Origin of the sequence: Calothrix sp. NIES-2100 (assembly GCF_963875285.1) — a bacterium.
Lineage (GTDB): Bacteria > Cyanobacteriota > Cyanobacteriia > Cyanobacteriales > Nostocaceae > Aulosira.
This window is the reverse complement of sequence record NZ_CAWNLA010000001.1, coordinates 8,593,372-8,619,029: the sequence shown is the minus strand read 5'-3', so window position 1 is coordinate 8,619,029 and position 25,658 is coordinate 8,593,372. Positions and strand designations below refer to the sequence as shown.

Below are 25,658 nucleotides of genomic sequence, written 5' to 3'. Positions count from 1 at the left end.
TACAGGTTTTTTTGCTGATTTGGTTTTTACTTATTGCTCAGTTGTTGGTTCTGGGGATGAATCAGATTTTTCGGGTTTGAGTAGGGGAAATGCGATCGCATCCCGAATACTGGCAGAATCAGTTAATAGCATCACCAACCTATCAATCCCAATCCCTAATCCGCCTGTAGGTGGCATTCCATATTCCAAAGCGGTCAAAAAGTCTTCGTCAACGCCGTGGGCTTCTAAGTCGCCAGCAGCTTTGCGCGCGGATTGTGCTTCTAGACGTTCTCTTTGGTCAATGGGGTCGGTAAGTTCTGAAAAACTATTACCTGTCTCCCGCCCAACTATAAATAACTCAAACCGTTCTACCAAACCAGGTTTAGAACGGTGTGGCTTAGCCAAGGGCGAAATTTCTACGGGATAGTCAATCACAAAGGTAGGCTGAATTAAGTTTGCTTCTACCTTTTCTTCAAAGGCTAAATTCAGTAACTTGCCAATAGATTGAGCTTCATCTACACCTGGAATCCCCGCATTTTTACTGGCTGTTTTTGCCTCTTCTAAGGTTGGGAATGAATCGTAATCTAAACCTGTAGCTTCTTTAACTAAATCATGCATCGTCACCCGTCGCCAAGGTGGTGTCAAATCAACAGCTTCCCCTTGGTAGGTAATTTGCAGCGTACCGAGGACATCTTGAGCGACAGTGGTAATAATTCCCTCTGTCAGCGCCATCATGTCGTTGTAATCGGCGTAGGCTTGGTAAATTTCAATTGTGGTAAATTCCGGGTTGTGTCGAGTCGAAATTCCTTCATTGCGGAAAATTCGCCCTAACTCAAAGACCTTTTCAAAACCACCCACAATCAACCTTTTGAGATGAAGTTCTGTGGCAATCCGCAGATACAACTCCATATCTAAGGTGTTGTGATAGGTGATGAACGGACGTGCATCTGCACCCCCAGCTTCACTTTGCAGAACTGGCGTTTCAATTTCCAGAAAATCGCGCTGTTCTAAATAGCGACGAATACCCGCAGTAATTTGGGCGCGTTGGCGGAAAGTTTTGCGTACATCAGGGTTGACAATCAAGTCAACATAACGCTGACGGTAGCGTTTTGCCACATCCGTCAACCCATGCCACTTGTCGGGTAGAGGCAATAAGGATTTGGTCAGGATGCTATATTGTTTGACGTAGACAGATAACTCGCCCTTTTCAGTCCGTTTGATAGTACCTTTGACTCCCAGGATGTCGCCTGCATCTGAAAGTTGCTTGAGGTGATTGAAAGCATCAGCATCAATATCTGCCATGCTTTCTTGGATGCGATTTTTCTCTAAATAAAGTTGAATAGTACCTGTTTCATCTTGCAAAGTGAAGAAAGCCAATTTACCAAAAACACGACGCGCTAGGATACGTCCAGCAATGGCAACTTCTAAATCAACTTCTTCGCCACTGGGTAAATCAGCAAATTTTTCTTGCAATTGCGCTGCATGGTGGGTAGATTCCCATCGATAGGCATAGGGATTCATTCCTAGCTGTTTTAGCTGGTCTACTTTTTCCAGCCTCGCGGCACGGATATCTTCTTCCGACATGGTAACGAACGCTCATAGGGCAAGATTAATTATAGATGCTGTAAAAGTAGCTGGGACTTTCAAGGAGAAAAAGGGGCAGGGGGACAAGGGGGACAAGGGGGACAAGGAGGACAAGGGAGATAAATAACAAATGCCCAATGCCCAATGCCCGTGTCCCGCCACAAGCCCAATGCCCAATGCCCTTTCCCAAAAGAATTAGTGACACCTTTGCTGCTAACAGGCTACAACAGAGTGGATTTTCCGATGCAATAACATCTACCTCTATGGCTAACCCGGCAAAAGTTATACCCTTACCTGCGTCAATTGATCATATTCTCTCAAACTTGCTGAAAAATACTGCTGCTAGCGTTGCACGGAAACTAGAAGAAATAGCTAGTGGTTACAGTACTTCAGCTTTTTTACCATCGACTCTCAAGGATGAGACGCGCTATATTGAAGCACTAATCCAATCTCAACAAGCTTCTAATAATACTCTCAATGAGCTATCTTTACAGTTGCGATCGCAATTTACCAAAGAACTTGTAGATTTGTTGCTAGAATGGCAAGCTAATCAAATCCAGTACCAGTTAAAAGATATCCGTAAATTATTTGAACAGAAAAATTTAGCAACTATTTTTAGTCAAGAACAAAGTTACAATATCTTAACTGAAGGGCAAGAAAAATACCGTTTAGTTGTCTTGGTTTCGCCTCCAAATGTTAGCCAAAATTGCCCATCTTCTTTGCAACACGACTTACCAATAGAATTACCAGAGAAGTTAAAAGCTTTTTTACATAAGGACTATCCACTCAACAGTAATTTATGTCCCGTTGCATTTTATAGTGACTTTTTTATCCGTTCGATTACTGATGTAGACCTCCTCCAACTACAGAAAATTTTAGCTCCTGTCCCAACAGTAGTATTGCACAGCAATATCACTGATTACGAAGTTTATTTTCATGCAAATTTTTGGCATCCCCAAAATAGTAACATTACTAAAATTTCCATGCCGGCTTGGAACTGGGAAGAAGTCAAGGAATCTTTACAAGCAGCAGATCATGATGATATACGAGCTATTCGCACTATTCGACAAATCATTGTGACCATTCACCAATTGCTAGCAGCTTTTATTACAGATTGGTATTACCTACATCTTAATCATACCTATGAACCACAACTATTTAATTTACAATCAGAGTTGGCAGTGGGCAGATGGTCATCAGATTTGCTGAGTCCTTATATTGATACTATTAAAGATATTTATTTACAGCAAAAACTTGTTTTTGAGGAAAATTTACAACATTTAACTGAGGATAAATATACAGCAGCTGGTGAGCAAGATAAAGGAGGAGAAAATTTGTTCATCCCAGTAGAAGATTGGACAATAGGTGAGTCAGAAGCTCCTAACTCCAATACTAAATCAGCCATCTATTACTCTAAACTGCGTTATCTACTATCAGAAAAAAACTGGAAAGAAGCCGATGAAGAAACCAGCAGAATTCTACTCAATCTCGCAATTCAATACAAGCAAAACTTAACTTTAGAGCAAGCAATGAGCGATGAGTTATTTTTGTCTAGTGAATCTATTGATCATTTTCCTTGCGAAGATTTGCGCATTATTGATAAGCTCTGGTTAAATTATAGTAATTACCATTTCGGTTTTAGTACTCAAACATGTATTTGGCAAACACTCAGTCACTCCCAAAAAGATGTGAACTTTAACTGTAAAGATTTTGTTGAACTTGTTGGCTGGTTAGTAAATGAGAATGGGCTTAACGACGAGGAAATAATCTATGGACTTGATGCTCCTATAGGCCATCTTCCTTTTGCTTTTACAAAGTTATTTCCCATAACCGAAGTTAACAACTGCGGCGGTTGGTACAATTTTTACTATCGCCTGCAAACTTGTGAAATATAGCTGTTGACTGTTGACTGTTGACCGTTGACTGACTTGAAAGCCCTTTATTGTCAGGGTTTTATCTTAGCTTGATATCCTAATCTATCTGGCTACAGCTATATAAAATATAGCATTCCTATGTAATTTGTAAACTTACTTATAGAATTAAGCAACAGGGAATAAATTTAATTTTTTGACTAATTATGTGGGATTGCTATATTTATATTGCCGGTGGATTTTTAGGAAAAATAAATTTTATTTTTAGGTTGGTAAATTTCAATATTGCTTTGATTAGTTCTTGCTGTTCTGGTTTTAAATTAAGCTTTTCTAACCCTTGATTAAGGTTATTACCTCTATGTAATTCTTGAGCAAGTTGGGCACGTTGAGATGAGTTTAAAACAGCCTGAATTTCTCTATTTCTTCTTTGACGCACAGCCTGAAGCCTTTGGCGCTGTAAAGGAGTTAACTCAATTTCTGAGTATGAAGTAGTAGTGTGGGCAACAATGAAGTTAGCTCTTGTGTTAATTTGCTCTGGTAATGCTAAGGCAATTTCCGGGAGAAAAAATACCAGAATAACAATATAAGTTAATACAAAGAGAGATTTGGTCAATTTAATTATCATAAATCTATTCTTGATCAGTTAGATCCCCGACTTCTTTGAGAAGTCGGGGATCTGGAAGTAGGGAATTTTCACAACTCCTACACGGATTGCTATAGTTGGGGTGCGTTGAGTAAAGTTTACCATATAGCAGTCCTATGTAAACTGCCGTACAGCTTTAACTTGTGAGCAATACCCTTAGGGGTTGTTTGAAAAGTATTATTGCTAACACCGAAGCCTCAAAAACCTAACCCCCCTACCCCCCTTCCCTAGAAGGGAAGGGGGGTTTCAAAGCCTCTTGTAGGAGAGAGGAATGGAAGTGAGGTTTCTAGTATACTTTGCACTTTTAGATACCCCTACCGCCCCTTTCCCAGGAGGAAAATCTCTCAAAGTCGCCCTAAAAAAGGGGATAATGGGGGATATAGAATGTTTTGCTACCGAGAAGAGGACTTTTCAAACATCCTCTGAGAGCAAAATTGTTAATGCTATCAGCAATTCCAGTCAAAAAATCAATAAATGCGATCGCCAATATAGCAATTGGGTTTCCCAATGTAGCAATTGGGTTTCCCAATATAACAATTGGGTTTCCCAATATAGCAATTGGGTTTCCCAATATAGCAATTGGGTTTCCCAATATAGCAATTGGGTTCGCCAATATAGCAATTGGGTTTGCCAATATAACAATTGGGTTTGCCAATATAGTAATTGGGTTCGCCAATATAGTAATTGGGTTTGCCAATATAGCAATTGGGTTTACCAATGTAGTAATTGGGTTTACCAATGTAGTAATTGGGTTTGCCAATCGTCGATTTCCCTTTTGCTTAGTAACAAAAGTTACTCACGGTTTTTCATGCGGTTAATTTCCTGTTGTAATTCTTCAATTTGGCGGCGCAAATTTTCGGCATCATTTTCCGGGGTTTGGGATGGAACATTGACTGCTCCCGATGCAGGCGATCGCTGATAATTACCTTGGCGAATTTGCTGAAATTCTGCGGATACTGCCCACTCCCGTAAATACCGCAAGCGTTCCACCGCAAAAGGATGGGTGAGCATCATTCCTTGAGAGCCATTGTACATCAGGAATTTGTAGACTTGATTGAGTGCATCTGTATCTAATGCCTGATAATTTTCTGACTGCTGGATAAATTCTTGTAAACTACATTCATTGGCATATTTGATACTACCGCCTGAGATTTTCATCATCGATGACATGACTGGATTCAAGTCATCGATGACTAACAGCGCCGCCCGATCCGCTGACAACTCCGCTTTGCGCCGCCATTCAAAAAAGGCGAAAATTAAGGCTTGAGTCACAACATTGCCAATGCCAAAGGTTAATTCACCCAAGGCAGAAGCAGCACTCATCGCCCACATCGCCATTTGAATTAAAATAGTATGACCACATTTAATATGCCCCAGTTCATGGGCTAGCACCGCCCGAATTTCGACTTCGTCTAGTAAGTCTAGTATCCCTGTATTTATGACTATGTATGGATTCTCTTGCCCCAAAGCATAGCTATTTGCTTCGGGATTCTGCAAGACAAAAAGTGTTGGTTCTGGGTAAATATCCAAATCCCGCACACATTCGCGAAACATCTGGTAAATAGTGGAGTATTGACGTGGCCCAACTTGGATGGTGTTACCCATTAGATAAACTAACTGTGGGCGTTCATAGATAAATTCCACAAATTTACGGGCAATCAAATCAAAACCCGGTAAATTGCGTAAAGCTTGCTCGGCTTGGCGATCCAGTGGATGCCTAAAGGCTTCGCTGGAAATTCCTGTGTAAGTTGGCATAATTCAGGTAATTGGTGATTTGTCATTAGTCATTAGTCATTTGCAATTACAAAGGACAAATAACAAATGACTAATGACAAGATAATAGAAATGGGGCTATTTGGAAGTAAAAGTCACTTTGTATGGGATTAGAAGCGTGTGATTGAGGCAGAAGTTCATTTGTCACTACATAACTTTTTGCGATCGCAGGCGGGTTTCCCTTCCTGGCCCCATCATTTGACGATGGCAAGGTTGGTAGCACGCGCCTTGCGTTTGGGACGTAGCGCCTTAATTCAAGTCGGGGCTGTGTGTGGCTATCAAGGACGATATCGCACTAGTTTTGTGGCCTCGGCATTGATGTGGTATGGCCCTGTAATTATTGTGGCACCACAAACAGTGCAGCAACGGTTGTTAAAAGTCGAAATTCCTCGGCTACAGCAGTGGCTGCAAACCAAAAAACCAATTAGAACTGGTGACGATTGGCCTGGTGCGGAGTTCCAAGGGCTACTATTAACTACCCCAGCCGCTTGGTTAAGCAGACAATTCGCAGATGGGGAACATTTTCCTGTAGGGATTCCCACGATTATTGATGGGGTAGACGATTTGGAAGATTGGGTACGTCAAGAACTTACCCAAAATATTCAACCCCATGACTGGGATCAACTCATGCTGGCTTGTCCGGAACAAGCGGAAATTATTCGCTCTGCACGAGCGCAACTGACGAAGGAATGTTTCCTGCATCCGGCTAATCCTTATGAGTGCTATCTCATTTCCCAACCAGAAATAGAGGTTTTGCAGCATCTCTATTCAGCGTTAGATCAAGCTGAACTTCCCGATGCTTGGAAAAATTTTTGGCACTACTTCCAAAATCTCAAAGAAAATCCCTCTCCCTCATCTCCCTCATCTCCCTCATCTCCTCCCCTCCTGTGGGCAACTATTGCCCGTCGTCAAGGTTTATTTTCGTTACACTGCGCCCCCATTGAACTAGGAAAAATAGTCTCAGAGATTTGGCAGCGACAACCTGTAGTTTTTGTTGGTAGCGCCTTAGAACCAGAAACGGAGGCTCCCCTGTTCCGTCAGCGTTTGGGGTTGGAGGATGTCACTTGCTTGAAGTTCTCTAGTGATAGCCAAACAGATGCTATTCAACTGTATGTACCCTATCAGTTACCTTTACCGAACACACCAGAATTTCAAGCGGCGTTTATTCACAAAGTTAGGACTCTACTATGTCTGGGTGCTACTGCACCAGGATTAACAGTGGTGTTAATTGGGGACGTGCCACTCAAAGCTCAAGCAGGAGCAATTCTGGCTGCTGAGTTTGGTTCACGGGTGCAGGTAGAAAAAACTTGCCTCGATGACAATGGGATTTTGGTTTGTGGTTGGGAATTTTGGCGAGAACATCAAGGAGTTTTACCCGCACCCCATTTGTTAATTATTGCAACTTTGCCCTTGCCATCTTTAGAAAGTCCCCTAGTAGCTCTTCGGGTGGCTCATTATAAGCGATCGCATCAAGATTGGTTTCGTTTATACTTATTGCCCACAGCTTTGAATGAATTGCAACGAGCCGTGGCTCCTGTGCGCGAAAGTCAAGGGATTGTGGCTTTACTTGATGGGCGTGTAGTCAATCGCAGCTATGGTGCGCAAATTCTCGCAGCTCTGAGTCCCCTAGCACGGATTAACTACCTCGATCCCAGCCTGTTCTCCCATCCCAACGAAGAAAATTCTGCTTAATTTGTATTGCCCAATGCCCAATGCCCAATGCCCAATGACAATTTACGTTTTGTCAACCGCCGCGCGATCGCCCCATAGCAAAGGCTATCATCATCTCACAGATGTCATTGGCAAGTGCGTAGACCACAGGGCTTGCCACAGGCATGGCTGCCAATCTCCACCAAAAACTTAAATGAAATTAGAAATTTAAATTGCTGATTATGGGTGAAGCAAAACGTCGTAAAAACACACTAGGTGAAAACTACGGTCAAGATACTCGGATCTTACCCTGGGTTCCCATTTCCAAATCCCAAGCTGAACTATTTGTCAGTTGGACTACTCGTGCTGCTTGGATTGGTATTGTCGGTATGGTTGTTGCTTGGGTAACCATCCGTTTTATTGGCCCTGCTTTTGGTTGGTGGCAAGTAGTTGCTTAACACCGCCAATCTGGTTGTAAATCTGGAATTACACATTAGGGGCACATTTATTGTGCCCCTAATCTATTTGACACTTGCTTAACCAATGAGCAAAACTTCCAGGTAGACCGCAAAAATACGCTTAAATATTAAATTTTCTGTATTTTGTGTAACGTTTACTTATAATTAAAAAAAAATTTAGTAGCTTATGCAACAATTTCGCTATACTCTACAAAAGTCCTGAAAACTTGCCTAAATGGCAACATGAGTTGTCTGAGTCGAGTTATTCTCAGTATGAAACCTATTAATTTTAGGTTTTACATTTGGCATTAAGCTCACGATACACCGAATGTATAATCGAAAATGGTTAAATTATTCAGCTGTCGGGAATAACAAATCTCAAAGTTGTACGGTCATCTGCCAAACGCCATAGATTGAGGAGAATGCAACTCGGCGGATTAAGTACTTGGGCAATACCAAGCAGATGTCAGAGAAGAAACTGACTTATTAAGCTATCCTATGTTATTCAGGCTACAAAAATCAGGGTCAAAGCCTTTATCTGTAAAAGATTTGGCTACACTAGTCAAGAAAAATATAATATGTATCTTTTATATGGTTGACTAGTGACAAATTTGAGTTACTCTTAAAGCGGAATCCTTCTCGTAAGCATCTAACCTGACAGAAGCGCATAAAGACAATCTTAAATTTGGCAATTCTGTCGGATATTATGACTTTGCAAACTGAATACTTTGATACGGTACTTAAAACCGTTATCCACTACCCTAAGCAAGGTAGTCAACAAAAGTCTACGTAATCTTCTGGTTATTGTAATGGATAGTTTACAATACCAATGGATGAGAAAATCTAAAGAAAATATAAAAGTTACACAAATGACTGTGGTGTCTGGAGGACAAAAGTGTTTCTGAGACTAGCGCATCAACATCGGCAATTCGTTCAAGACTTGGTAATGAACCTGCAAGCCTTGGCAATAGTACTGGAGCGACGCGGTTATCCTGCGTCTTGTTATACCTGCGGCGACCAGATGAATAGCGCTTCATTTATGGTGAGCTTGGGAGATAATCATTTAATTCGGTTTTTAGTATCTGACTACGGGATTACTTGGACAGAAATGCGAGATGATCGCGAATTAATGAAGCTAGAAGGTGCGGAAGCGATTAACCAGTTACAGGAACTTGCTAATCTCGTCAAGCAAGCTGCACCAGCTTCTACGACAACAAATAAAGCCCTCGCCAAGAAGTATTAAGGATTCTGGCATCTAATGGGGCATTATAAAATCCATCACAAGAGGCTAATCAATGGCTATGTGGTAATTGGGAATTGGTAATTATGAGTAAGTTCTGACTCATAAATTACCTATTCACCATTACTAGTCAACAGTCAACAGTCAACAGTCAACAGTCAATAATCTCCCTAATTACAACCCATTACCAATCAAAATAAATGGGGCCCAATAGTAGGGATGACTCAGACCAGTACCGGCGGCTATAGGAATATTCTGATTTTTCACCTGGGATTTCCCGGTAATTAATGCAACTTGTGCTTGTCGCAAGGCTTCAGCTTTTGTGAGCTTACCTGAGGATAATAGGGTGTAAAAAGCACTCATCAATGCTTGCGTACCACCATCATCCACAGACCATAAAGAGGCTATAGTTGCTTTAGCGCCTGTTTTTTGCATTTGGTAGGCAAACCCTAAAATTTCCTCACCGTTACCTAATTTACCTCCCAAGCCGGTTTCACAGGCACTTAACACTACTAAATCTACATTCGGTAAAGACCAATTGGCTACATCTTTGAGATGAATGCGATCGCCGTTGCCAAATAAAATAAATGAATCTTCTGGTTTACCCACCACAAAAGCAGCATGGGTTGCTAAATGGACAATTGTATAATCATCCATTTGCGGTATGGTAGTTTGGGGACTGAAGGCTTGGTCAATCAGTTTTTGAGTTCCGGGAATCGTGGCGGCTATATTGTCTACTTCTTGTCCAGCAAATGCTAACCCAGAAAAATTCAGCCGTTGATCGCCGACTTGGACTTGATAGTTACCCTTGGTAAAAGCACCAGCTAAAGCCCGGAATTTTGGTTTTGGTGGGGTGTTGAAGTTACTCAGACTAGCCGCAGTAATGTAATTGACACTAAAACGCTCAATTAGCCATTGCTTGCCATCATATAAAGCAGTTAAAGGAATATAGCGTAACTGGTCATCTGGTGCGTAAATCAGTTGGGTTACACCTGAACGTTTAATGTCATTTTCTATTGGTTTGATCAGCCAGTTATACAACTGGCTGCTAGATTGTTTAGCACTTTTAGCACGAGAACTTTTTAAATCTTGGCGGAACCCTGCGATCGCCTGGTTCAGTTGTTCCCGTGTGACAGCAACGGTGCGATGAATTGGCACAGATTCCGGACTTACTACTACCAACTCCAAGCGATCCTGCAACACTAAGGGATAGATTAATAAAGATTTTTGCGGTAATTTCGCCAAATTATCCCGGAGTTCGTTTATATTCGCCAAATTTAAATTTTGCCCCTTGGCTGTGAGGCTAATTTGATCCAACTGTGACTTGACTGGTGGACTGGCAATAAAATCGTTAAATTGTTTTAAGAGTTGTTGCTGAGTTAATACTAATTGCTCGATCCGTTGTTTTTGTTGTGGCGATCGCTTTTCGGGGGGAATTTTCCGGAGTTTTGTTAATTCTTTACCCAGTTCTACAGCATTATCCAGGGTTTGATCTAATTTTTGTTTAGTGGGTTTTTCTGGTGGGATGATATCAATACCTTTAGCAGTCCCTTCATTACCACGCACCCCCTGAAGAAACCCTTGTAGTTCTTCAACTTTCAGCAGATCCAGACTTCGTTGTGCTTCGGCTACACGTTCCTGTTTCAGCAGTTTGTCAGCCAAAATGCGATATGTTTGGGCAACAGTGATACTATAAGCATCGGGTTGGGGTGCAGAAAGCAATGATGGATTTAGCCGCGCCATTTCCCGATTAATTAGACAATGCTTATAGAAGAAAATTGCCAATTCTGGTTTGTTTTGAATATCAAACAAGTACCCGATATTACTGTAAGTTTTACCAGTTTGGACGCGATCGCCAAGTTCTCTGTTAATCAATAAAGCTTGCTGATATGATGCCAGTGCTTGGGAGTAATTAACTTGTTTTTGGTAGATTCTGCCAATATTGTTCAAAGTTACCGCTTCCCAAAAACGTTCTCCCGTTTCTGTGCTAATGGCTAATGCTTTTTCTAATCTCTGTAATGCTGCTTTTAAATCACCTTGCTCAGAGATTTTCACCGCTTCTTCATTGAGCAATCTGATTTGAGATGCTGGCTGATTATTAACTGAAGACTGAGTGTTTGCTGGAGAATTTTGCTGTGTGCTGACATTTGTATTTACCTGTTTGTTTCCAGGGGAAGTACACCCAGAAAGCAAAATCACAAGAGTAGTCACAACAATACTGTATAGCTGAAAATAATACCGCATAACAAAACACCCCCAATTTTTGGGAGCGTAAATCTGAGATTAATAAATTACCGTATTTTGATCATCCTGAGTGAGCAAAGCTAACTCAGCATTTCAATATATTTATACTATTATAACAGAAACGGAACCTGCGGCTTCTCGGTCGCACCTGTAGCTTTTTATCTACATTGAGAAAGATTGTGCTTTGACAAGGCATAATCTATAAGATGTACATTCATACGTACTGATAAATTTAACAATGTCACGAGGAAAACCAAGTCAACCAGAACTACCACCAACTAGTGCCATTGACAGTCCATTAAATCATGCATTTGACAATTGGTTTGCCTATCCTGTCAGAGTGCAACCTCACCATACCGATTATGCAGGCGTTGTCTGGCATGGTACTTATATAGCTTGGATGGAAGAAGCAAGGATAGAATGCTTGCGATCTATTGGGATTGAGTATGCCGATTTAGTAGATTTAGGCTGTGATTTACAAGTTGTAGAACTTTCCCTGCGTTATCATCGTGCTATTCCATTAAGTACGGCAGTTTTAGTCAAAACACGCATGGCTGATGTGACTGGTGTGCGAATCAACTGGGATTATGCGATTGTTTCAACTGATGAACAACAGTTGTATACCACCGCCAAAGTGACTTTAGTCGCATTAGATCGCCAAAGAGGTAAAATCATGCGCCAGTTACCTGCAAGTGTCAAGGATGCACTAGCAAAGATTTCCACATTACATAAATAAGGTGATTTCCGAGAAAGAAAATACCAGAAGTCGAAACCAACGGCGGCGGTATATTTATTCCTGTAAATCGCCTAAATAAGAAAGATGAAGGATGCATCCTTCATCTTTCTTACTTACCATTGCGCATCTGGGACAAAGTTTGTGGCAAATTAATGATCTGATCCCAAATATCTTGGGGAGTAATGCCAAAACTTATCTGTAATAAAACTAGGATCGCCGCTATAGTCAATGCAGTTCTTACAGTCGTTTTTAAGATTTTCCACAATACTGCAAATACGATCCAAGCTAAAATTAAGGTAGGAATCATAGGTATAAATTGCTGAAAAATAGCCCTTGTTTAAAAGGGTTTTCGTTCGGAAAGGTTAAATTTTTATTGGGCTAACAATTACGACTGCAAAAATTAAATTCTGGCTTTTGAGACCAATGATTTTGAGCATTATACCATCAACGGTCAGAATAGTTGAAATTTAAAATAATAATTTTTGCTACAGATATGTAAATAATTCTAGTTCTGGCCTGTAAACCCGGAAAAATCAGAATAAAGTGCGTCGTTAGACATCGCCAAATCCACCGATAGCTACCTAGTAGTCTATCGCATTAATTTTCCTGGGCTGCGAGATCCCCGACTTCTTCAAGAAGTCGGGGATCTGACACCTCGCAACCTGTCATAACTTATGTGGTGAACTACTAGCTTGGGGAAGCCAAGCTGGAGTTTACTAAGAATTATCATTTCTCCCAAATAAATTTTTCTTAACAGATTTGTTTTTATCAGGTGAATATTCAGAGCAATTTTTAGCCTCTTCTGTCATCACAATATCAGGCTTGACTGCACATTTAAGATAATGGTTGTTAGCATAATATTGACAGTTTTTACAAGGAACTTTAGTTAAGCTATTAATGATAAAACTTTTTTTATGATCTGTTGATGTTTGATGTTTGCGTAAAAGGAGAAAAAAAGCCATACAACTAATAACCAAAGCCAAAGGAGTTAAAGATATAGCAATATCGGTTCTAGTAGGTTGCTCGGATTTGCCGGACTCATATTTAACATCATTTCGTGTTACTTGATGAATATTTTCATCGGCAATTAGATTCTTTTGTAGAATAAGCTCAATAGACATATTATCTACCTTTAACTATTATTAGTTTGACCAAATTGATTCGGGAAATTACAGGGTTAGAGTCAGGGAAATTTTTACAGAGAATAGAGAAATAAAGGTGTGATTCTAGCAGGTCATTTTTTCAAAAATCAAATAGAAGTTTTATCTGCAAAGGGGCAGTAGATTTTGTCCAATAGATGTGTGGCAAATCATTAAAAATCTTTACTAATTTAAACTAAGTTTGATAAATCTCGTACTGGCTTGTTAAAGTTTGAAAATGCAAGGCTTCAATTATAGGTTTAGCAAAACAGAAGTTATCGTATATCTGTCGAGAGTTTTGCTTGTTATTTATAGTTATACATCTAAAGGAATAAATCAATGGTTGAATTTGCCAATCTAAGTTTTTATGTTATCATATATAGACACTCTAATAGGAATTAACAGATAGTTCAGGTGTAATACTGGCAGTTTTTTAGATGGAATAGAACTGAGTATATAAGTCTAGAAAATAAACAATTTCACTGCTGATTAATAATAACTATTTTCTCCCCTACACTTACGCAAGAAAAATATTTTTATCATGGCAGTCAAGTAATTGAATAACCGCTAAAACAGATAGGTTCAATTACTGGACAAAAGTTGAATTTGTAAATAGATATGAATATAAACTTTGACAACACGATGCCCTGGATGCCTTTGGCATTACTTTGGCTAGCTTATACACTTTTAGGATGGTATCTTGCTGCTCATCACATTATTTGGTTGGCGGGAGGTTTTATCGCTGGTGTAGCTATAGCTATCGCGAGAAAAAGTATCTCTTGGTTAGAGAGGTTGTTGACTTTTGGCTCTCAAACTTTAGTAATTATCTTATTTTTAAGTATCTCGATTGGTACTATTGCAACTTGGTCAATAATATACAGTCTTTTCCTCATCCCATTAGCAACGACGTTTTTAGCAGATTTAGAAATGCGTTTTGCAGGTTTTAGGAAACTAGATTCATTTTTGATTTTAACAGTATTAGCAGTATTGGGCTTAGTTGTGGGTGAAATGATAGATATTCTCATTTTACCCAGTAGCAGATACTAATAGTAGTTGTTCCAATGGATCAACAGATAATGATGGGGAGATTGTAGTTAACCCCGCAAAAATAACTGAGTAATTACGTAGGTATTACCTTTGCGCCACACTCCCACACCTGTTTCTCTAAACACCGGACGGAGAATATTTTCTCGGTGTCCGGGACTTTTTAACCAACCTTCAACTGCTGCTGATACAGGCTGAGGAATATTTTTACTTCTAAATAAGTTTTCTCCCACTATCCAATAGGAGATTTTCCCAGCGCTGACTCTTTGAGAGAGTGTGCTACCATCAACTCCGGTATGGCTGAAAAAGTTTTTTTCTATCATTTGGCGGCTGTAGTTTCTGGCTACCTGCGCCAATTTTTCATTATTTTTTAAGGATTGAAGTCTATTTTTTTGGCGTACTTGGTTGATTGAAGAGCGAACTTGTGATTCAATTTCGGCAGTTTGGGGCGTTTGAGCAGGTTGTGGCGGTTGTGGCGGCTGTTTGGATGGTATTTCAATGTTGGGTAAGGGTGGTAAATACTCGATCGCTTGGTCACATCCGGTTAAGCAAAGTGCGATCGCTATCCCTAATGCCTTAATTATCCAATGGAACAGCATTGGACTTGACAGCAGTCCACTACGGTACAGTTTTTTAGTCACTTTTTGCTGCTTGATGTCTCATCTCAACCTCAAATTTAACAAAATTCAATCGAGAATGAGTTCGTAGTTTTGAACAACTGTAGACGCACAGCAGTAAGCCAGTGCGCCTTTGTGTTTCCGTGACAGCAGTTATTATTGATTACTTTTTATTGCGGATTGTTAAGAGCAGATTTGAGCTTCAGCTTAACTTTTGTGCCTTTTTTGAGAACTACTTCACCACCAGGACTAGATAAAACATAAGCACTCGCAGCAGCAGCACCCGCTAAACCACCATGTTTCACATTGGTTTTTTTGCCGATAAAATGACCTGCAACAGCTCCGCCTAAAATTAGTCCAGCATTCTGAATGAATTTGCCTTTAGTTTTTGTTTCTACCTGAGTATTTACTAAAGCCGCATCAATGGGATAAGTTTCGCCATTTTTGAAGGTAATTTCATCAAAAACTAGATTTAACTTAGCTTTTGTCCCTTTGGCTGCTTTGACTACATTTTCTAAATGTCCTTGAATTACAGCATCTTTTAAGTCAGGTTTTACACCCTTTACAGAGTCTTTGACCCGAAGACTAAAGCGCTCATTATTAGTATTTTTACCAGTTGATAACTCTTGTTGAAGAACTGTATCTAGATTGGTATTTGCTGGGATGGATACTGGTGATGTTTGAGTATTAGTACTGGTATTGGTGGTTTGAGTAGAATTAGTGGTATTAGCAGTGCGATCGCTTGGCTTACTACAAGCAACAGTGTTACTAACTAAAGCTACACTTAGTAACAATGGTAGGAAATTTTTCATTGTTCTTGGTATTTGAAATTTTGTAAACTATAAATCGGAAACTAAGCGCAAAAAAAGCGGCATAAAACCTGATTTTTTACAGATTATATGCCCTTTTTTCACCTTAATAAGCAATAATTTTCATTAATATTGGGCATGGGGCATGGGGCATGGGGCATGGGGCATTGGGCATTGGATATTTCTTATTTATCTCCCTTGTCCCCCTTCCCCCCTTCCCCCCTTCCCCCACTCCCCTCCCTGCCCCTCATCTCCCCGTTTCTTCTACTGGGCGGATAATTGCCGGGGCTGGTGTCACTTGTGGTTGGAAGATGGCTTGTAATCCCTGTTCTAAGGTTTGTGCCATGACAATGCGGTTTTCGTAAGCGACGACTACCCGTACTAGAGTAGGTAATTTATTTTGTGTAGCTTCTAAATAAATTGGTTCGACGTAAAGCAGGGATTCTTCTATCGGTATAATTAAGAGATTACCTTGAATGGCTCTGGAACCTTGGCGATTCCATAGAGAAATTTGCCCAGATATCACAGGATCTTGGTTAATTCTGGCTTCAATTTGCTCTGTCCCGTAAATTAGGCGTTCCTTGGGAAAGACATACAATAACAACCTACCGTAGTTTTTACTATCCGATCGCGCTGCTAACCAAGCGATTAAATTAGTTCTTTGTTTGGGAGTGTAGGGCAACAACAGGATAAATTCTTCAACGGATACGTTGGGGAGGCTGGTAATTAAATAATACGGCTCTACCGGACGGGCTTGACTACCATAGATTTCGTTAGGGATTTGCCACTGGTCTTCCCGGTTGTAAAATACCTGAGTATCAGTCATGTGGTAGGTCATCAACCGTTCAGATTGAATTTTAAAAAAGTCTACCGGATAGCGGAGATGACTTTTGAGAGTTGCAGGCAAGGCACTCAGGGGTTTAAATAGTTGAGGGAAGATATTCTGCCAGGTGGTAATTATCGGATCGTTGGCATCGGCAATGTAAAAGTTAACAGTGCCGTTGTAAGCATCAATGACGACTTTTACGGAATTGCGAATGTAGTTAATACCATCGCTACCTGTGTCTGAGTAGGGATAGCGATCGCTTGTGGTGTAGGCATCAACAATCCAGTAAAGGTAATTTTGATTGTTGGAGAAGTCTTGATTAGGATTGTCAAGATTGGCATTGGCGACAACTAAATAAGGATCGCTGTCATAGCGTAAAAAAGGTGCGATCGCGCGAATTCTTTGCTTGACATTTCGCCGCAACAAAACTTTTGTCTCTGGTAAAAAGTCCCGCGTCAGCGCCATCTGCCAATCTTTCAAATACATCGCAAATAGCCACTTCCGCCCAGAAGTCCCAATGGTAATACCACCTTGTCCATCATAACTGTTGTAAACATTATCACTACCACTGGGATAGTCTAGTTCTCTAACTTTTGTGCCAGTAATTACATAATTATTAGTAATTTCACCGTAATAAATTCTCGGTTGACCAATGGGAATACTTTGCCGAATGGCGTCGCTGGAGGTAGTCAGGGCACTACTATCACCACTAATATCTTTGACAAAATACTCAGGTAATCCACCCTGTCCCACTGTATTGACCGGGCTAACGGTAAAACCAAAACCGTGAGTATAAATTAAATGACGATTCACCCAGGTCTGCGCCTCCTGTGGTACTGCACTGTAATCTAACTCCCGCGCTGCAATTAGTACTTGCCGTTGTTCTGTATTTTCTACGGGTTTTTGCTGAGGATTTGCTGGTGCAGCAGGTAGTTCTGTGTCTGTTTGCAGAGTGTAGCGGTCAATATCAGCATCAGGAAAGCGATAGTATGGTCGAATTTGCTGCAACTGACGGTTAGTTTCTAATAATGGTCGCTGATCCCAAAGGCGAATATTACGAATTGTTAGATCATTGGCTTTGATATCAGCTTCAGTTAATTGACCTTGGGGGTTGAATGTTCTCGCATCGATCGCTTCTAAATCGAATGCTCGCCGTGTCAAGGCAATAGTACGCTGAATGTAGGGCTGCTCTCGTTGCAATTCATTCGGCTCAACGATTAAATATTGCACAGCTGTGGGTAGGAGAAAATCACCTACTACCGCTAACAGCAGATAAATTCCTAATCCATAAAATACAAATCGCCGATGTTGGGATTGAGGTTTCCAGAAAATCGTGCGCCAAAACAAGTAAAAAGCGATCGCTAACGCCAGTACCCACAAAACATTGTCAGCTGGTAACTGTGCCATAACATCGGTATAACTAGCACCATAACTGACTCCACGCTCTGAATACACCAATTCATAACGATCTAGCCAATAACTCACAGCCACCATCAACATTAATCCACCACCCAACCCAGATAAATGACGCTGCTGTGGTGGGGAAAACCCCGGAAAAATCCCTTGACTTAGACTGTCTGCCGATAGTAGATAGGTGAGAGTAACGGCGATAAAACCATACAAACATAATCCCAGCAACCAGAGTTCTAGGAGTTCCCAAACTGGTAAGGAAAATATATAAAAGCTGATATCTTGACTAAATAGCGGTTCTGTGATGTTGAAGGGAGTGGGATGGAAATATTGCAGCACCTTTGCCCAATTTTGGTAGAATATCAGCGCAAATAAGACACTGAACACAAGCGCGATCACTGCGAGTAAAAATCGCGGATAAATTAAAATAGCGATCGCTATGACCGCAACTAAACCGAGATACCAGCTTTGAGAAATTATTTTCCTGACTAACTCCCAGATGGTCTCTAGTTGGAACATGGCGTTAACAGGTATACTCACCTTGTTAACATCAAAAGACCAGTAAGACCAGATCGTTTCGGCGTAGTGAGCCAGTAATAAGCCTACCAACAAGCTCAATCCTAAAGCTAGAGGTAGCAGCCAACGCAATTTTAAAGATAACAAGCGCCCTGTATTCGGTGACTGAGTGCGATCGCCGATCGGATACCGAGGACTGAGATAGTTTTTTAGTTCACTACTAAGTACTGCTTCCTCTTGTCTAACTTGCGCAATTTTCAGAAACTGGGGATACTTCCACCTTTGTGCTAAGTGCAGATTGACCAGTAGATAAGCAGCACTTATCCCTACCACAACTACCCATAATCCGCCCTTCGTCACCAGTCGCAGCAGAAATACTTGCAAATAGCCGACTTCCACAAACCAGAAAATCTCTACTCCTAAACGCGAACTTAGTTCTAAGAGTAGCCACAGACCGAGGAATACTATTAATAGTTTTAAGCACCATTTCCTACACATTCCTTGGTAGCCACCTTTTTGCTAAATCACAGCTATATAATGATTGTCCTTTGTTTCGCAGGTGCTATCCTACGATTTAATTGTGAAAGATGACCTAAAATGATGTTTGATTTTTAACTTGCAATCATGCTAAGCAGCGTTGACCGTTTATTGTTTGTGCGGCGAGTCCCCATTTTTAAGGAATTGCGGGATGATTTTATCGTGCGGCTGGCTTCTGTGATGAACGAGCTGTCATTTCCGGCTCATCATGCCATCTTTAGACAAGGAGAAGAAGGGCGATCGCTCTATATTGTTGTGTCTGGTCGTGTGAAAGTCCACATCGGCGATAAAAAGTTAGCAGAAGTAGATAAGGGAAAGTACTTTGGCGAAATGGCGGTTTTTGACACCCAACCCCGTTCTGCTTCCGCAACGACTTTGGAACCTTGTGATTGTTTGGAACTGACACAAGAGCAACTTTATGACGCTATTGAAGAAACTCCCGAAATTGCAGTTAATATTATTCGTGAATTATCGCGTCTCATTCGCAAACTGAATGAAAATATTAATGTGGATAATAGTCATTAGTCATTAGTCATTAGTCATTAGTCATTGATTATTTTTGTGCGTTCCCATGTCTATGAGTCTGTTTTAAATTCCAAACATTTCTTAACAAACTGCTGTGGGATCTCTACACTTGCGCCCCAGTGCAAATGAACATAAGAGGCGTGAATATTTGCAGGTAAAGCCCAGCCTTCAAATCCCATATTTTCCTCACAATCGTAACGGTAAGTTGCAAACAACGGTTGATTGGGTGCTGATATTAACTGCGAACGATGAAATTCATGTCCATAAACAGTTGTACCTGAATTTATTAGCAGACTATCTTGTAAAGCAACTGCGCGACGATAACCTAAAGTTAAGCGTCCTCCCATTTGGCTAGATGTGGGTAATACTCCTAGCATCGGCCAAGATTCCCCAGCAAAATCAATAATTTGTTCACACAAATACATCAATCCGCCACATTCAGCAATTGTGGGTATTCCTTGCAAAATTGCAGTTTTCACAGCTTTACGAAGGCTAATATTTTCTGATAATTGCTGGGCGAAAACTTCCGGAAAACCACCACCAAAATATATTCCTTGGACATTTTCTGGTAATTCACTATCAGCTAGAGGACTCCAAAAAACCAGTTCTGCACCCAGTTGTTGCAATAAATCCAAATTATCTTGATAGTAAAAATTAAAAGCGCGATCGCGTGCTACCGCAACTCTCACTACACAGCTACTAGACTCTTGTTTATCCCCCTTGTCCCCCTTGTCCCCCGGTTGGTGAGCGTTCGCGTAGCGTCTCGCAGAGAAGTCGAACCACATCCCCTCATCCCCACTCTGCAACAGTGGTAACAAGCGTTCCCAGTCAAAACAACTATCACCTAAGTCAGCAAGGCGATTGATGACAGCATCCAGTTCGGGAAGTTCGGCTGTCGGTACTAAACCCAAATGGCGATCGGGAATTGAGATATTATCCTGACGCCGCAGCACGCCGAGAATGGGTAATTTTAATGGTTCTAGGGAGTTTTTGAGTAAAGAAAGGTGGCGATCGCTCCCGACGCGATTAAGGACTAAACCAGCTATTTTAATATTGGGATCAAACGAGCAATAACCATATGCGATCGCCGCCACAGAACCCGACAAACGACTACAATCTATTACCAACACCACAGGTAAATTTAGTAATCGGGCGATATGTGCTGTACTAGCAAAATCAGTTATTTGTTTTTGGTCATTTGTCATTTGTCCTTTGTCATTTGCAAACGACGATATCCCATCAAAAAGCCCCATGACTCCTTCGATGAGAGCATATTGACTTTTTTGACTATGTGTGGTAAAGCAATGCTGAACATAAGCTTGTGAAGTCAGGACTGGGTCTAAATTCCGACAAGCAAGACCAGTAACGTGGTGATGAAACATCGGATCGATATAGTCCGGGCCGACCTTAAAAGATTGTACAGCGATCGCGCGGCGACATAACGATGCTAAAAGAGTGAGCGTCACCGTTGTCTTGCCCACCCCACTACGCTCTCCAGCAATTACTAAAGCCATAAAAATAGATTTTAATTAAAAATGCGATCGCAACTAGACAAAGACTAGGAAATAAAATTGTTGCACAAACGCAAATAGAAAATTTAGATAAATGCCTCCAGACTTGAGATAAAAATATCTTAAAATCTGGAGGCGATCGCAGTATTTGATTTTTAGACTGAACTAACTCTTTTCTCCTAACTTTAATAATTGCGCTGTTAGTACCAGACTGTCTTCAAACAGAGTCTCATGACCCCAACGCTGCACCTGCTGACTCATCAACACTTCTGCCTTTTGTTCCGAAAGTGAACTGACTTGTTGAAACAAACCTGCGGACTGCGCACCACCGTGGGTTTCCATGCGCATACAACCGCCAGTTTCCGAACAAATCACTGTACCGCAGTCGGCTTTGGGATTGGTAGAACTTAGGCGTAGAGCAATTAAATCACCTGCCACTTCACCCGCATCAGCAACTGGAACACCTGCTACTTCCGCTTCGACTTGCCTTTGATCCTGGGTAACAAAGCGAATTTTAGCAATATCATAGTCTCCGCTTTCTTTTGCATAGGCAATTGGCTGCCATTGCAATCGACTTGCCAACCAACCTAAAAACAGCAAAGCTTGTGAGGGGTTGCCTTTTTCGTAATCAATGTTAACTCGGTCAATTTCTTTCAGCGCCGCACAACGCTCCGGTGAATCGTAAGCTTGAGCTGTCAATTCTTGCCATGCAGCCAAGCGTCGCCAGTTCAAATCAGCTAAAGGTATACCATTTTCTACCAACTCTTGTAAGCTGAGTAGATCGGTTTCTGGCTTGTTGAAATTGCAAGAATCTACGATAACATTGTTACATACTGCTGCCAGTCGCTTAAATAAAGGGTTGTTGGGGTCTGGTGTTGCTTTCCACCACAGAAACTTGGGTAAACCACCAATCAACAAAGCTGGGATCATTCCCCCTATCCGTTCCAAGGCGCTGGTAGTTCCAGACAGAGTGATGTATTCACAGCAAATGAGTGTACTTGAAGATTGCTTTTGAATCGGGCAATAGGCAGAAACTTGCGCTTTCACCCCTTCATCTTCACCAACAATCGGACACAGCGCAATAATCCGGCACGGGTTACGGATAGCAATCTCATCAGCAATCCGGGGACTAGCCCCATCTCCACTATAGGAAATAGAACTGTCTCCAATAGACCCGTTACGCTGACCTTTGGCAAATTGTTCCCGCAAGATAGCCAGGGTTTCTGGGGTTGCGGTTCCAGTTTCTGGTAGTTGAAATTTGCGCTGCACTTCTCGCAGTGCTGCGTCTGTTTGTGGCCCTAAAATGCCGTCAATTGGGCCATTGTAAAACCCTAAAGTCGCCAAAAGATACTGAGTTTCTTCTGGTTCATAAACCACTAAGGTAAAAGTAGTGGCGCGAGTGGCTGCTGGTAGCGCACCATCATCCCCAGCAATACCATAACTTTGCCAAATTTGATTCAGTTCCGCTTCTATTTCTGTCAGCGAAATATCCTTTGGTGCTTGCAGTGAGAAAATCGTAGGAGCTTGAGTCATAGTCAATTTTGGTTTTTGTCATTTGTCCTTGGTCATTTGTCCTTGGTCATTTGTCATTGAGATTTTTACTAATGACTAATGACTAATGACTAATGACTGATACTTACAGTCTGCGCCAGCGACGACCATCCTGATTAATCAAGAGTTCTGCTTCTGCTGGTTCCCATGTACCGGCTTCGTACTGGGGAATGGTAGCGGGATCTGCGGGTGCATCCCAAACTGAAAGGGCTGGTGTGACTACCTGCCAAGCTGCTTCTACTTCATCTGCCCTGGTGAACAATGTTTGGTCGCCCATCATACAATCGAGGAATAGGCGATCGTAGGCATCAGAAGTAGCTTGGATACCAAAGGAACCATAGCTAAAGTCCATGTCCACGGAACGGGTGCGGAATTCTGCCCCAGGCATTTTGACATCAAAACGCAGGGATATGCCTTCGTTTGGTTGAATCCGCATCGCTAAAATGTTGGCATTCCTTTGTTGTGCAGCAGATGGGAACATCCGAGACGGAACATCGCGGAAATGGATGGAAATCTCACTGACTTTTTTGGGCATCCGCTTGCCGGTTCGCAGGTAGAATGGCACACCTTGCCAGCGCCAGTTATCCACCAAGAACTTCATTGCTACATAAGTAGGTGTTGTTGAGTTGGGATCAACCCCTGGTTCTTGATGATACCCAGGTACTGGTTCTCCTTTCATCCAACCAGCGCTGTATTGACCGCGTACAGAGGAACGTGACAAATTATTTACATTTGCCAATTTAGTAGCTTGCAGCACCTTCACCTTTTCCGTGCGAATACTGTCGGCATCCATTGAGTTTGGTGCTTCCATTGCGGTCAAACAATACAGTTGCATCAGGTGGTTCTGCAACATATCCCGTAGCGCCCCGGCTTTTTCGTAGTACCCAGCGCGGTCTTCAACTCCTACGGTTTCTGCCACGGTAATTTGGACGTGGTCAACAAACTGACGATTCCACAAAGGTTCAAAAATCGCATTGGCAAAGCGAAATACCAATAAGTTCTGAACGGTTTCTTTACCTAAGTAGTGGTCAATGCGATAAACTTGGTTTTCTTTGCAGAATTTCTGCACGACTTTGTTGAGGCTTTGGGCAGAAGCTAAGTCTCTACCAAAGGGCTTTTCAATTACCAGACGGTGCTTGTAGGGGTCGTCTAGCATTCCTGCTCCCCCTAATTGCTTAATGGCTTCAGGGAAGAAGTTAGGAGCCACAGAAAGGTAGAACATTCTGTTGCCCCTTGTGCCCCGTTTCTCGTCTAATTCGCTCAATAAGTCTTTTAATTTTTGATAGCTTTCCGGTTTGTCTATGTCGCCAGGACAGTAGAACAGACCTTGTAAGAAGTCTTGCCAGAGTTCCCCTAATTCGACACTACTATGAGCCTCTTCCATGCCTTTTTGCATTTGCTCGCGGAAGTACTCGTGGCTCCACTCGCGACGAGCTACGCCGACAATGGTAGTTTCTGGGGGAATGCGCCGTTCCCGTCGCAATTTGTAAAGTGCTGGTACTAGTTTGCGCCAGGTAAGGTCACCAGAAGCGCCAAAGATCACGATAATTTGGGGTTCGGGCATCCCTTGTTGTTGTAGACCAACGCGCAAGGGATTTTCTAACAGACTGACCATAACAGTTTTGGATTGAAGATGGGAGGGTTAAAGATTGGGCATGGGGCATTGGGTATGGGGCATGGGGCATGGGGCATGGGGGCATGGGGCATGGGGCATGGGGCATTGGGCATGGGGCATTAATCCCCTTGTCCTCCTTCCCTAGTCCCTACTAGCCCCTAGCCCCTACTAGCCCCTAGTCCCTAGTCCCTAGTCCCTAGTCCTTCCCATGCCTTTACACTGGTGACAATAGCTTAACTTTGTCTTCTAAAGAGTTCATTAAGGACTCGAAAGGCTGGACAAATTTGTCAATCCCTTCTACTAGCAGCTCGTCCATCACGACATCAATATCGATATTGATGTCGGGATCTTTGAGGCTTTCTATCAGGTTGTAAGCTTCTTCTATGCCTGTGTCTACACGATTAGCGACATTGCAGTGATCTGCACAAGCGGTAATCGTGGCTGGTGGTAGGGTATTGACGGTATCTGGGCCAATCAACTCATCGACATACATCACGTCGCTGTAGTTGGGGTCTTTGGTGCTAGTGCTGGCCCACAGTAAGCGCTGGACTTGAGCTCCTTTTGCGGCTAAGGCTTGCCAGCGATCGCTCTCAATAATTTTCTTGTATTCTTGATAAGCAATCTTAGCATTAGCGATCGCTAGTTTTCCTTTCACCGCTTTCAGTTTTGCCTCAATGGCAATATCATCAACGCCTTTTTTCAACTTAGCATCAATCTTGCCATCAATGTTGCTGTCAATCCGGCTGAGGAAGAAGCTAGCTACGGAAGCTATGTTGCTGATGTCCTTACCTTCACTGACTCGTTTTTCTAAACCGCGAATATATGCCCAAGCTGTATTAATGTAGCTTTCTACAGAGAACAGCAATGTGATATTCACATTCATTCCTTCAGCTATTACCTGTTCTACTGCTGGTAACCCAGCTTCTGTACCAGGAATTTTAATCATCAAATTTTCCCGGACAATTTCTTGGAAATAACGACGGGCTTCGTTGATTGTAGCTTCAGTATCGTGGGCGATGGTTGGTGGGACTTCGATACTCACATAACCATCTAGTCTATTCGAGGCTTCATATACAGGGCGCAAAATATCACAAGCATTGCGGATATCTGCAAAAGCTAGGGATTCATAAATTTTGTATGTTGGTAAGCCGGCGCGGACTCCAGCTTCGATATCGGCATCATAAATCACATTGCCGGCGATCGCTTTTTCAAAAATTGCTGGGTTGGAAGTAATCCCACAAATTCCTTGATTTTCAACCAAATTTTTGAGTTCGCCTGATTGAATAATGTCACGGCTCAAATTATCCATCCAGATACTTTGACCGTATTGTTTAATCTCTAAGAGATGATTAGTTGCCATAGCTATATTTGTTTCACTCC

22 protein-coding genes are annotated in these 25,658 nt (G+C 41.8%); 9 read left to right on the top strand and 13 right to left on the bottom strand.

Annotated elements, in window-relative coordinates; translation table 11 throughout:
- Window positions 1-30 precede the first annotated feature (30 nt).
- Window positions 31-1,563: a lysine--tRNA ligase gene (gene lysS, locus AACU32_RS35080; protein WP_096606857.1), complete on the bottom strand. Its 1,533-nt coding sequence runs from the start codon at window positions 1,561-1,563 to the stop codon at window positions 31-33.
- Window positions 1,564-1,700: 137 nt separating this feature from the next.
- On the opposite strand from lysS, the gene AACU32_RS35075 reads away from it, so the two are divergent.
- Window positions 1,701-3,458: a GUN4 domain-containing protein gene (locus AACU32_RS35075; RefSeq protein WP_096606855.1), complete on the top strand. Its 1,758-nt coding sequence runs from the start codon at window positions 1,701-1,703 to the stop codon at window positions 3,456-3,458.
- A 199-nt stretch (window positions 3,459-3,657) separates the two neighbouring features.
- Here AACU32_RS35075 and AACU32_RS35070 read toward each other — a convergent pair whose 3' ends face one another.
- Complete coding sequence (locus tag AACU32_RS35070) at window positions 3,658-4,059, bottom strand: hypothetical protein (RefSeq protein WP_096606853.1); 402 nt, start codon at window positions 4,057-4,059, stop codon at window positions 3,658-3,660.
- A 458-nt stretch (window positions 4,060-4,517) separates the two neighbouring features.
- On the opposite strand from AACU32_RS35070, the gene AACU32_RS35065 reads away from it, so the two are divergent.
- Window positions 4,518-4,895, top strand: coding sequence for a hypothetical protein (locus tag AACU32_RS35065; RefSeq protein ID WP_339378545.1), 378 nt, complete (start codon window positions 4,518-4,520; stop codon window positions 4,893-4,895).
- Here AACU32_RS35065 and AACU32_RS35060 read toward each other — a convergent pair.
- Complete coding sequence (locus AACU32_RS35060; RefSeq protein ID WP_096606851.1) at window positions 4,870-5,832, bottom strand: M48 family metallopeptidase; 963 nt, start codon at window positions 5,830-5,832, stop codon at window positions 4,870-4,872. The genes AACU32_RS35065 and AACU32_RS35060 overlap by 26 nt on opposite strands.
- A gap of 138 nt (window positions 5,833-5,970) precedes the next feature.
- Here AACU32_RS35060 and AACU32_RS35055 point away from each other — a divergent pair, with 138 nt between their 5' ends.
- From AACU32_RS35055 to AACU32_RS35040, 4 genes are all read left to right on the top strand, one after another.
- On the top strand, window positions 5,971-7,542 hold the full coding sequence (locus AACU32_RS35055) for a helicase C-terminal domain-containing protein (protein WP_096606849.1): 1,572 nt from the start codon (window positions 5,971-5,973) through the stop codon (window positions 7,540-7,542).
- A gap of 34 nt (window positions 7,543-7,576) precedes the next feature.
- Window positions 7,577-7,714 (top strand): hypothetical protein, encoded by a 138-nt coding sequence (locus AACU32_RS35050; RefSeq protein WP_339378544.1) that lies wholly within the window; start codon window positions 7,577-7,579, stop codon window positions 7,712-7,714.
- 28 nt (window positions 7,715-7,742) lie between these two features.
- On the top strand, window positions 7,743-7,958 hold the full coding sequence (locus AACU32_RS35045; RefSeq protein WP_096606847.1) for a DUF2839 domain-containing protein: 216 nt from the start codon (window positions 7,743-7,745) through the stop codon (window positions 7,956-7,958).
- A gap of 895 nt (window positions 7,959-8,853) precedes the next feature.
- Complete coding sequence (locus AACU32_RS35040) at window positions 8,854-9,201, top strand: DUF1815 family protein (RefSeq protein ID WP_096606845.1); 348 nt, start codon at window positions 8,854-8,856, stop codon at window positions 9,199-9,201.
- A gap of 171 nt (window positions 9,202-9,372) precedes the next feature.
- Here AACU32_RS35040 and AACU32_RS35035 read toward each other — a convergent pair whose 3' ends face one another.
- Window positions 9,373-11,442: a CHAT domain-containing protein gene (locus AACU32_RS35035; protein WP_096606843.1), complete on the bottom strand. Its 2,070-nt coding sequence runs from the start codon at window positions 11,440-11,442 to the stop codon at window positions 9,373-9,375.
- A gap of 238 nt (window positions 11,443-11,680) precedes the next feature.
- Here AACU32_RS35035 and AACU32_RS35030 point away from each other — a divergent pair, with 238 nt between their 5' ends.
- Window positions 11,681-12,178: an acyl-CoA thioesterase gene (locus AACU32_RS35030; protein ID WP_096606841.1), complete on the top strand. Its 498-nt coding sequence runs from the start codon at window positions 11,681-11,683 to the stop codon at window positions 12,176-12,178.
- Window positions 12,179-12,287: 109 nt separating this feature from the next.
- Here the strand turns inward: AACU32_RS35030 and AACU32_RS35025 are convergent, their stop codons facing one another.
- Together AACU32_RS35025 and AACU32_RS35020 are read right to left on the bottom strand one after the other, a co-directional pair.
- Window positions 12,288-12,485, bottom strand: coding sequence for a hypothetical protein (locus tag AACU32_RS35025; RefSeq protein ID WP_096606839.1), 198 nt, complete (start codon window positions 12,483-12,485; stop codon window positions 12,288-12,290).
- A gap of 409 nt (window positions 12,486-12,894) precedes the next feature.
- Window positions 12,895-13,299: a hypothetical protein gene (locus AACU32_RS35020; RefSeq protein WP_096606837.1), complete on the bottom strand. Its 405-nt coding sequence runs from the start codon at window positions 13,297-13,299 to the stop codon at window positions 12,895-12,897.
- A gap of 636 nt (window positions 13,300-13,935) precedes the next feature.
- Between AACU32_RS35020 and AACU32_RS35015 the strand changes: the two genes are divergently transcribed.
- On the top strand, window positions 13,936-14,364 hold the full coding sequence (locus AACU32_RS35015; protein WP_096606835.1) for a hypothetical protein: 429 nt from the start codon (window positions 13,936-13,938) through the stop codon (window positions 14,362-14,364).
- 47 nt (window positions 14,365-14,411) lie between these two features.
- Here the strand turns inward: AACU32_RS35015 and AACU32_RS35010 are convergent, their stop codons facing one another.
- The 3 genes from AACU32_RS35010 to AACU32_RS35000 all read right to left on the bottom strand — a co-directional run bounded on the left by AACU32_RS35010 (window position 14,412) and on the right by AACU32_RS35000 (window position 19,037).
- The gene (locus AACU32_RS35010; protein ID WP_096606833.1) at window positions 14,412-14,960 is read right to left on the bottom strand and encodes a CAP domain-containing protein; all 549 of its coding nucleotides are present in this window, start codon (window positions 14,958-14,960) and stop codon (window positions 14,412-14,414) included.
- Between the two features lie 188 nt (window positions 14,961-15,148).
- Window positions 15,149-15,790 carry a hypothetical protein gene (locus AACU32_RS35005; protein ID WP_096606831.1) on the bottom strand — a complete coding sequence of 214 codons (642 nt, stop codon included), beginning with the start codon at window positions 15,788-15,790 and terminating at the stop codon, window positions 15,149-15,151.
- A gap of 244 nt (window positions 15,791-16,034) precedes the next feature.
- Window positions 16,035-19,037 carry a UPF0182 family protein gene (locus AACU32_RS35000; protein ID WP_096606829.1) on the bottom strand — a complete coding sequence of 1,001 codons (3,003 nt, stop codon included), beginning with the start codon at window positions 19,035-19,037 and terminating at the stop codon, window positions 16,035-16,037.
- 126 nt (window positions 19,038-19,163) lie between these two features.
- Here AACU32_RS35000 and AACU32_RS34995 point away from each other — a divergent pair, with 126 nt between their 5' ends.
- The gene (locus AACU32_RS34995; RefSeq protein WP_096606827.1) at window positions 19,164-19,601 is read left to right on the top strand and encodes a cyclic nucleotide-binding domain-containing protein; all 438 of its coding nucleotides are present in this window, start codon (window positions 19,164-19,166) and stop codon (window positions 19,599-19,601) included.
- Between the two features lie 50 nt (window positions 19,602-19,651).
- On the opposite strand, the gene AACU32_RS34990 is transcribed toward AACU32_RS34995, so the two are convergent.
- The 4 genes from AACU32_RS34990 to tal form a co-directional block, all read right to left on the bottom strand.
- The gene (locus AACU32_RS34990; protein ID WP_096606825.1) at window positions 19,652-21,115 is read right to left on the bottom strand and encodes a cobyrinate a,c-diamide synthase; all 1,464 of its coding nucleotides are present in this window, start codon (window positions 21,113-21,115) and stop codon (window positions 19,652-19,654) included.
- Between the two features lie 162 nt (window positions 21,116-21,277).
- Window positions 21,278-22,645, bottom strand: coding sequence for a glucose-6-phosphate dehydrogenase assembly protein OpcA (gene opcA, locus AACU32_RS34985; RefSeq protein WP_096606823.1), 1,368 nt, complete (start codon window positions 22,643-22,645; stop codon window positions 21,278-21,280).
- A 103-nt stretch (window positions 22,646-22,748) separates the two neighbouring features.
- Window positions 22,749-24,278, bottom strand: coding sequence for a glucose-6-phosphate dehydrogenase (gene zwf, locus AACU32_RS34980; protein ID WP_096606821.1), 1,530 nt, complete (start codon window positions 24,276-24,278; stop codon window positions 22,749-22,751).
- 214 nt (window positions 24,279-24,492) lie between these two features.
- Window positions 24,493-25,638, bottom strand: a complete 1,146-nt coding sequence (gene tal / locus AACU32_RS34975; protein WP_096608318.1) for a transaldolase — start codon at window positions 25,636-25,638, stop codon at window positions 24,493-24,495.
- Between the last annotated feature and the right edge of the window lie 20 nt (window positions 25,639-25,658).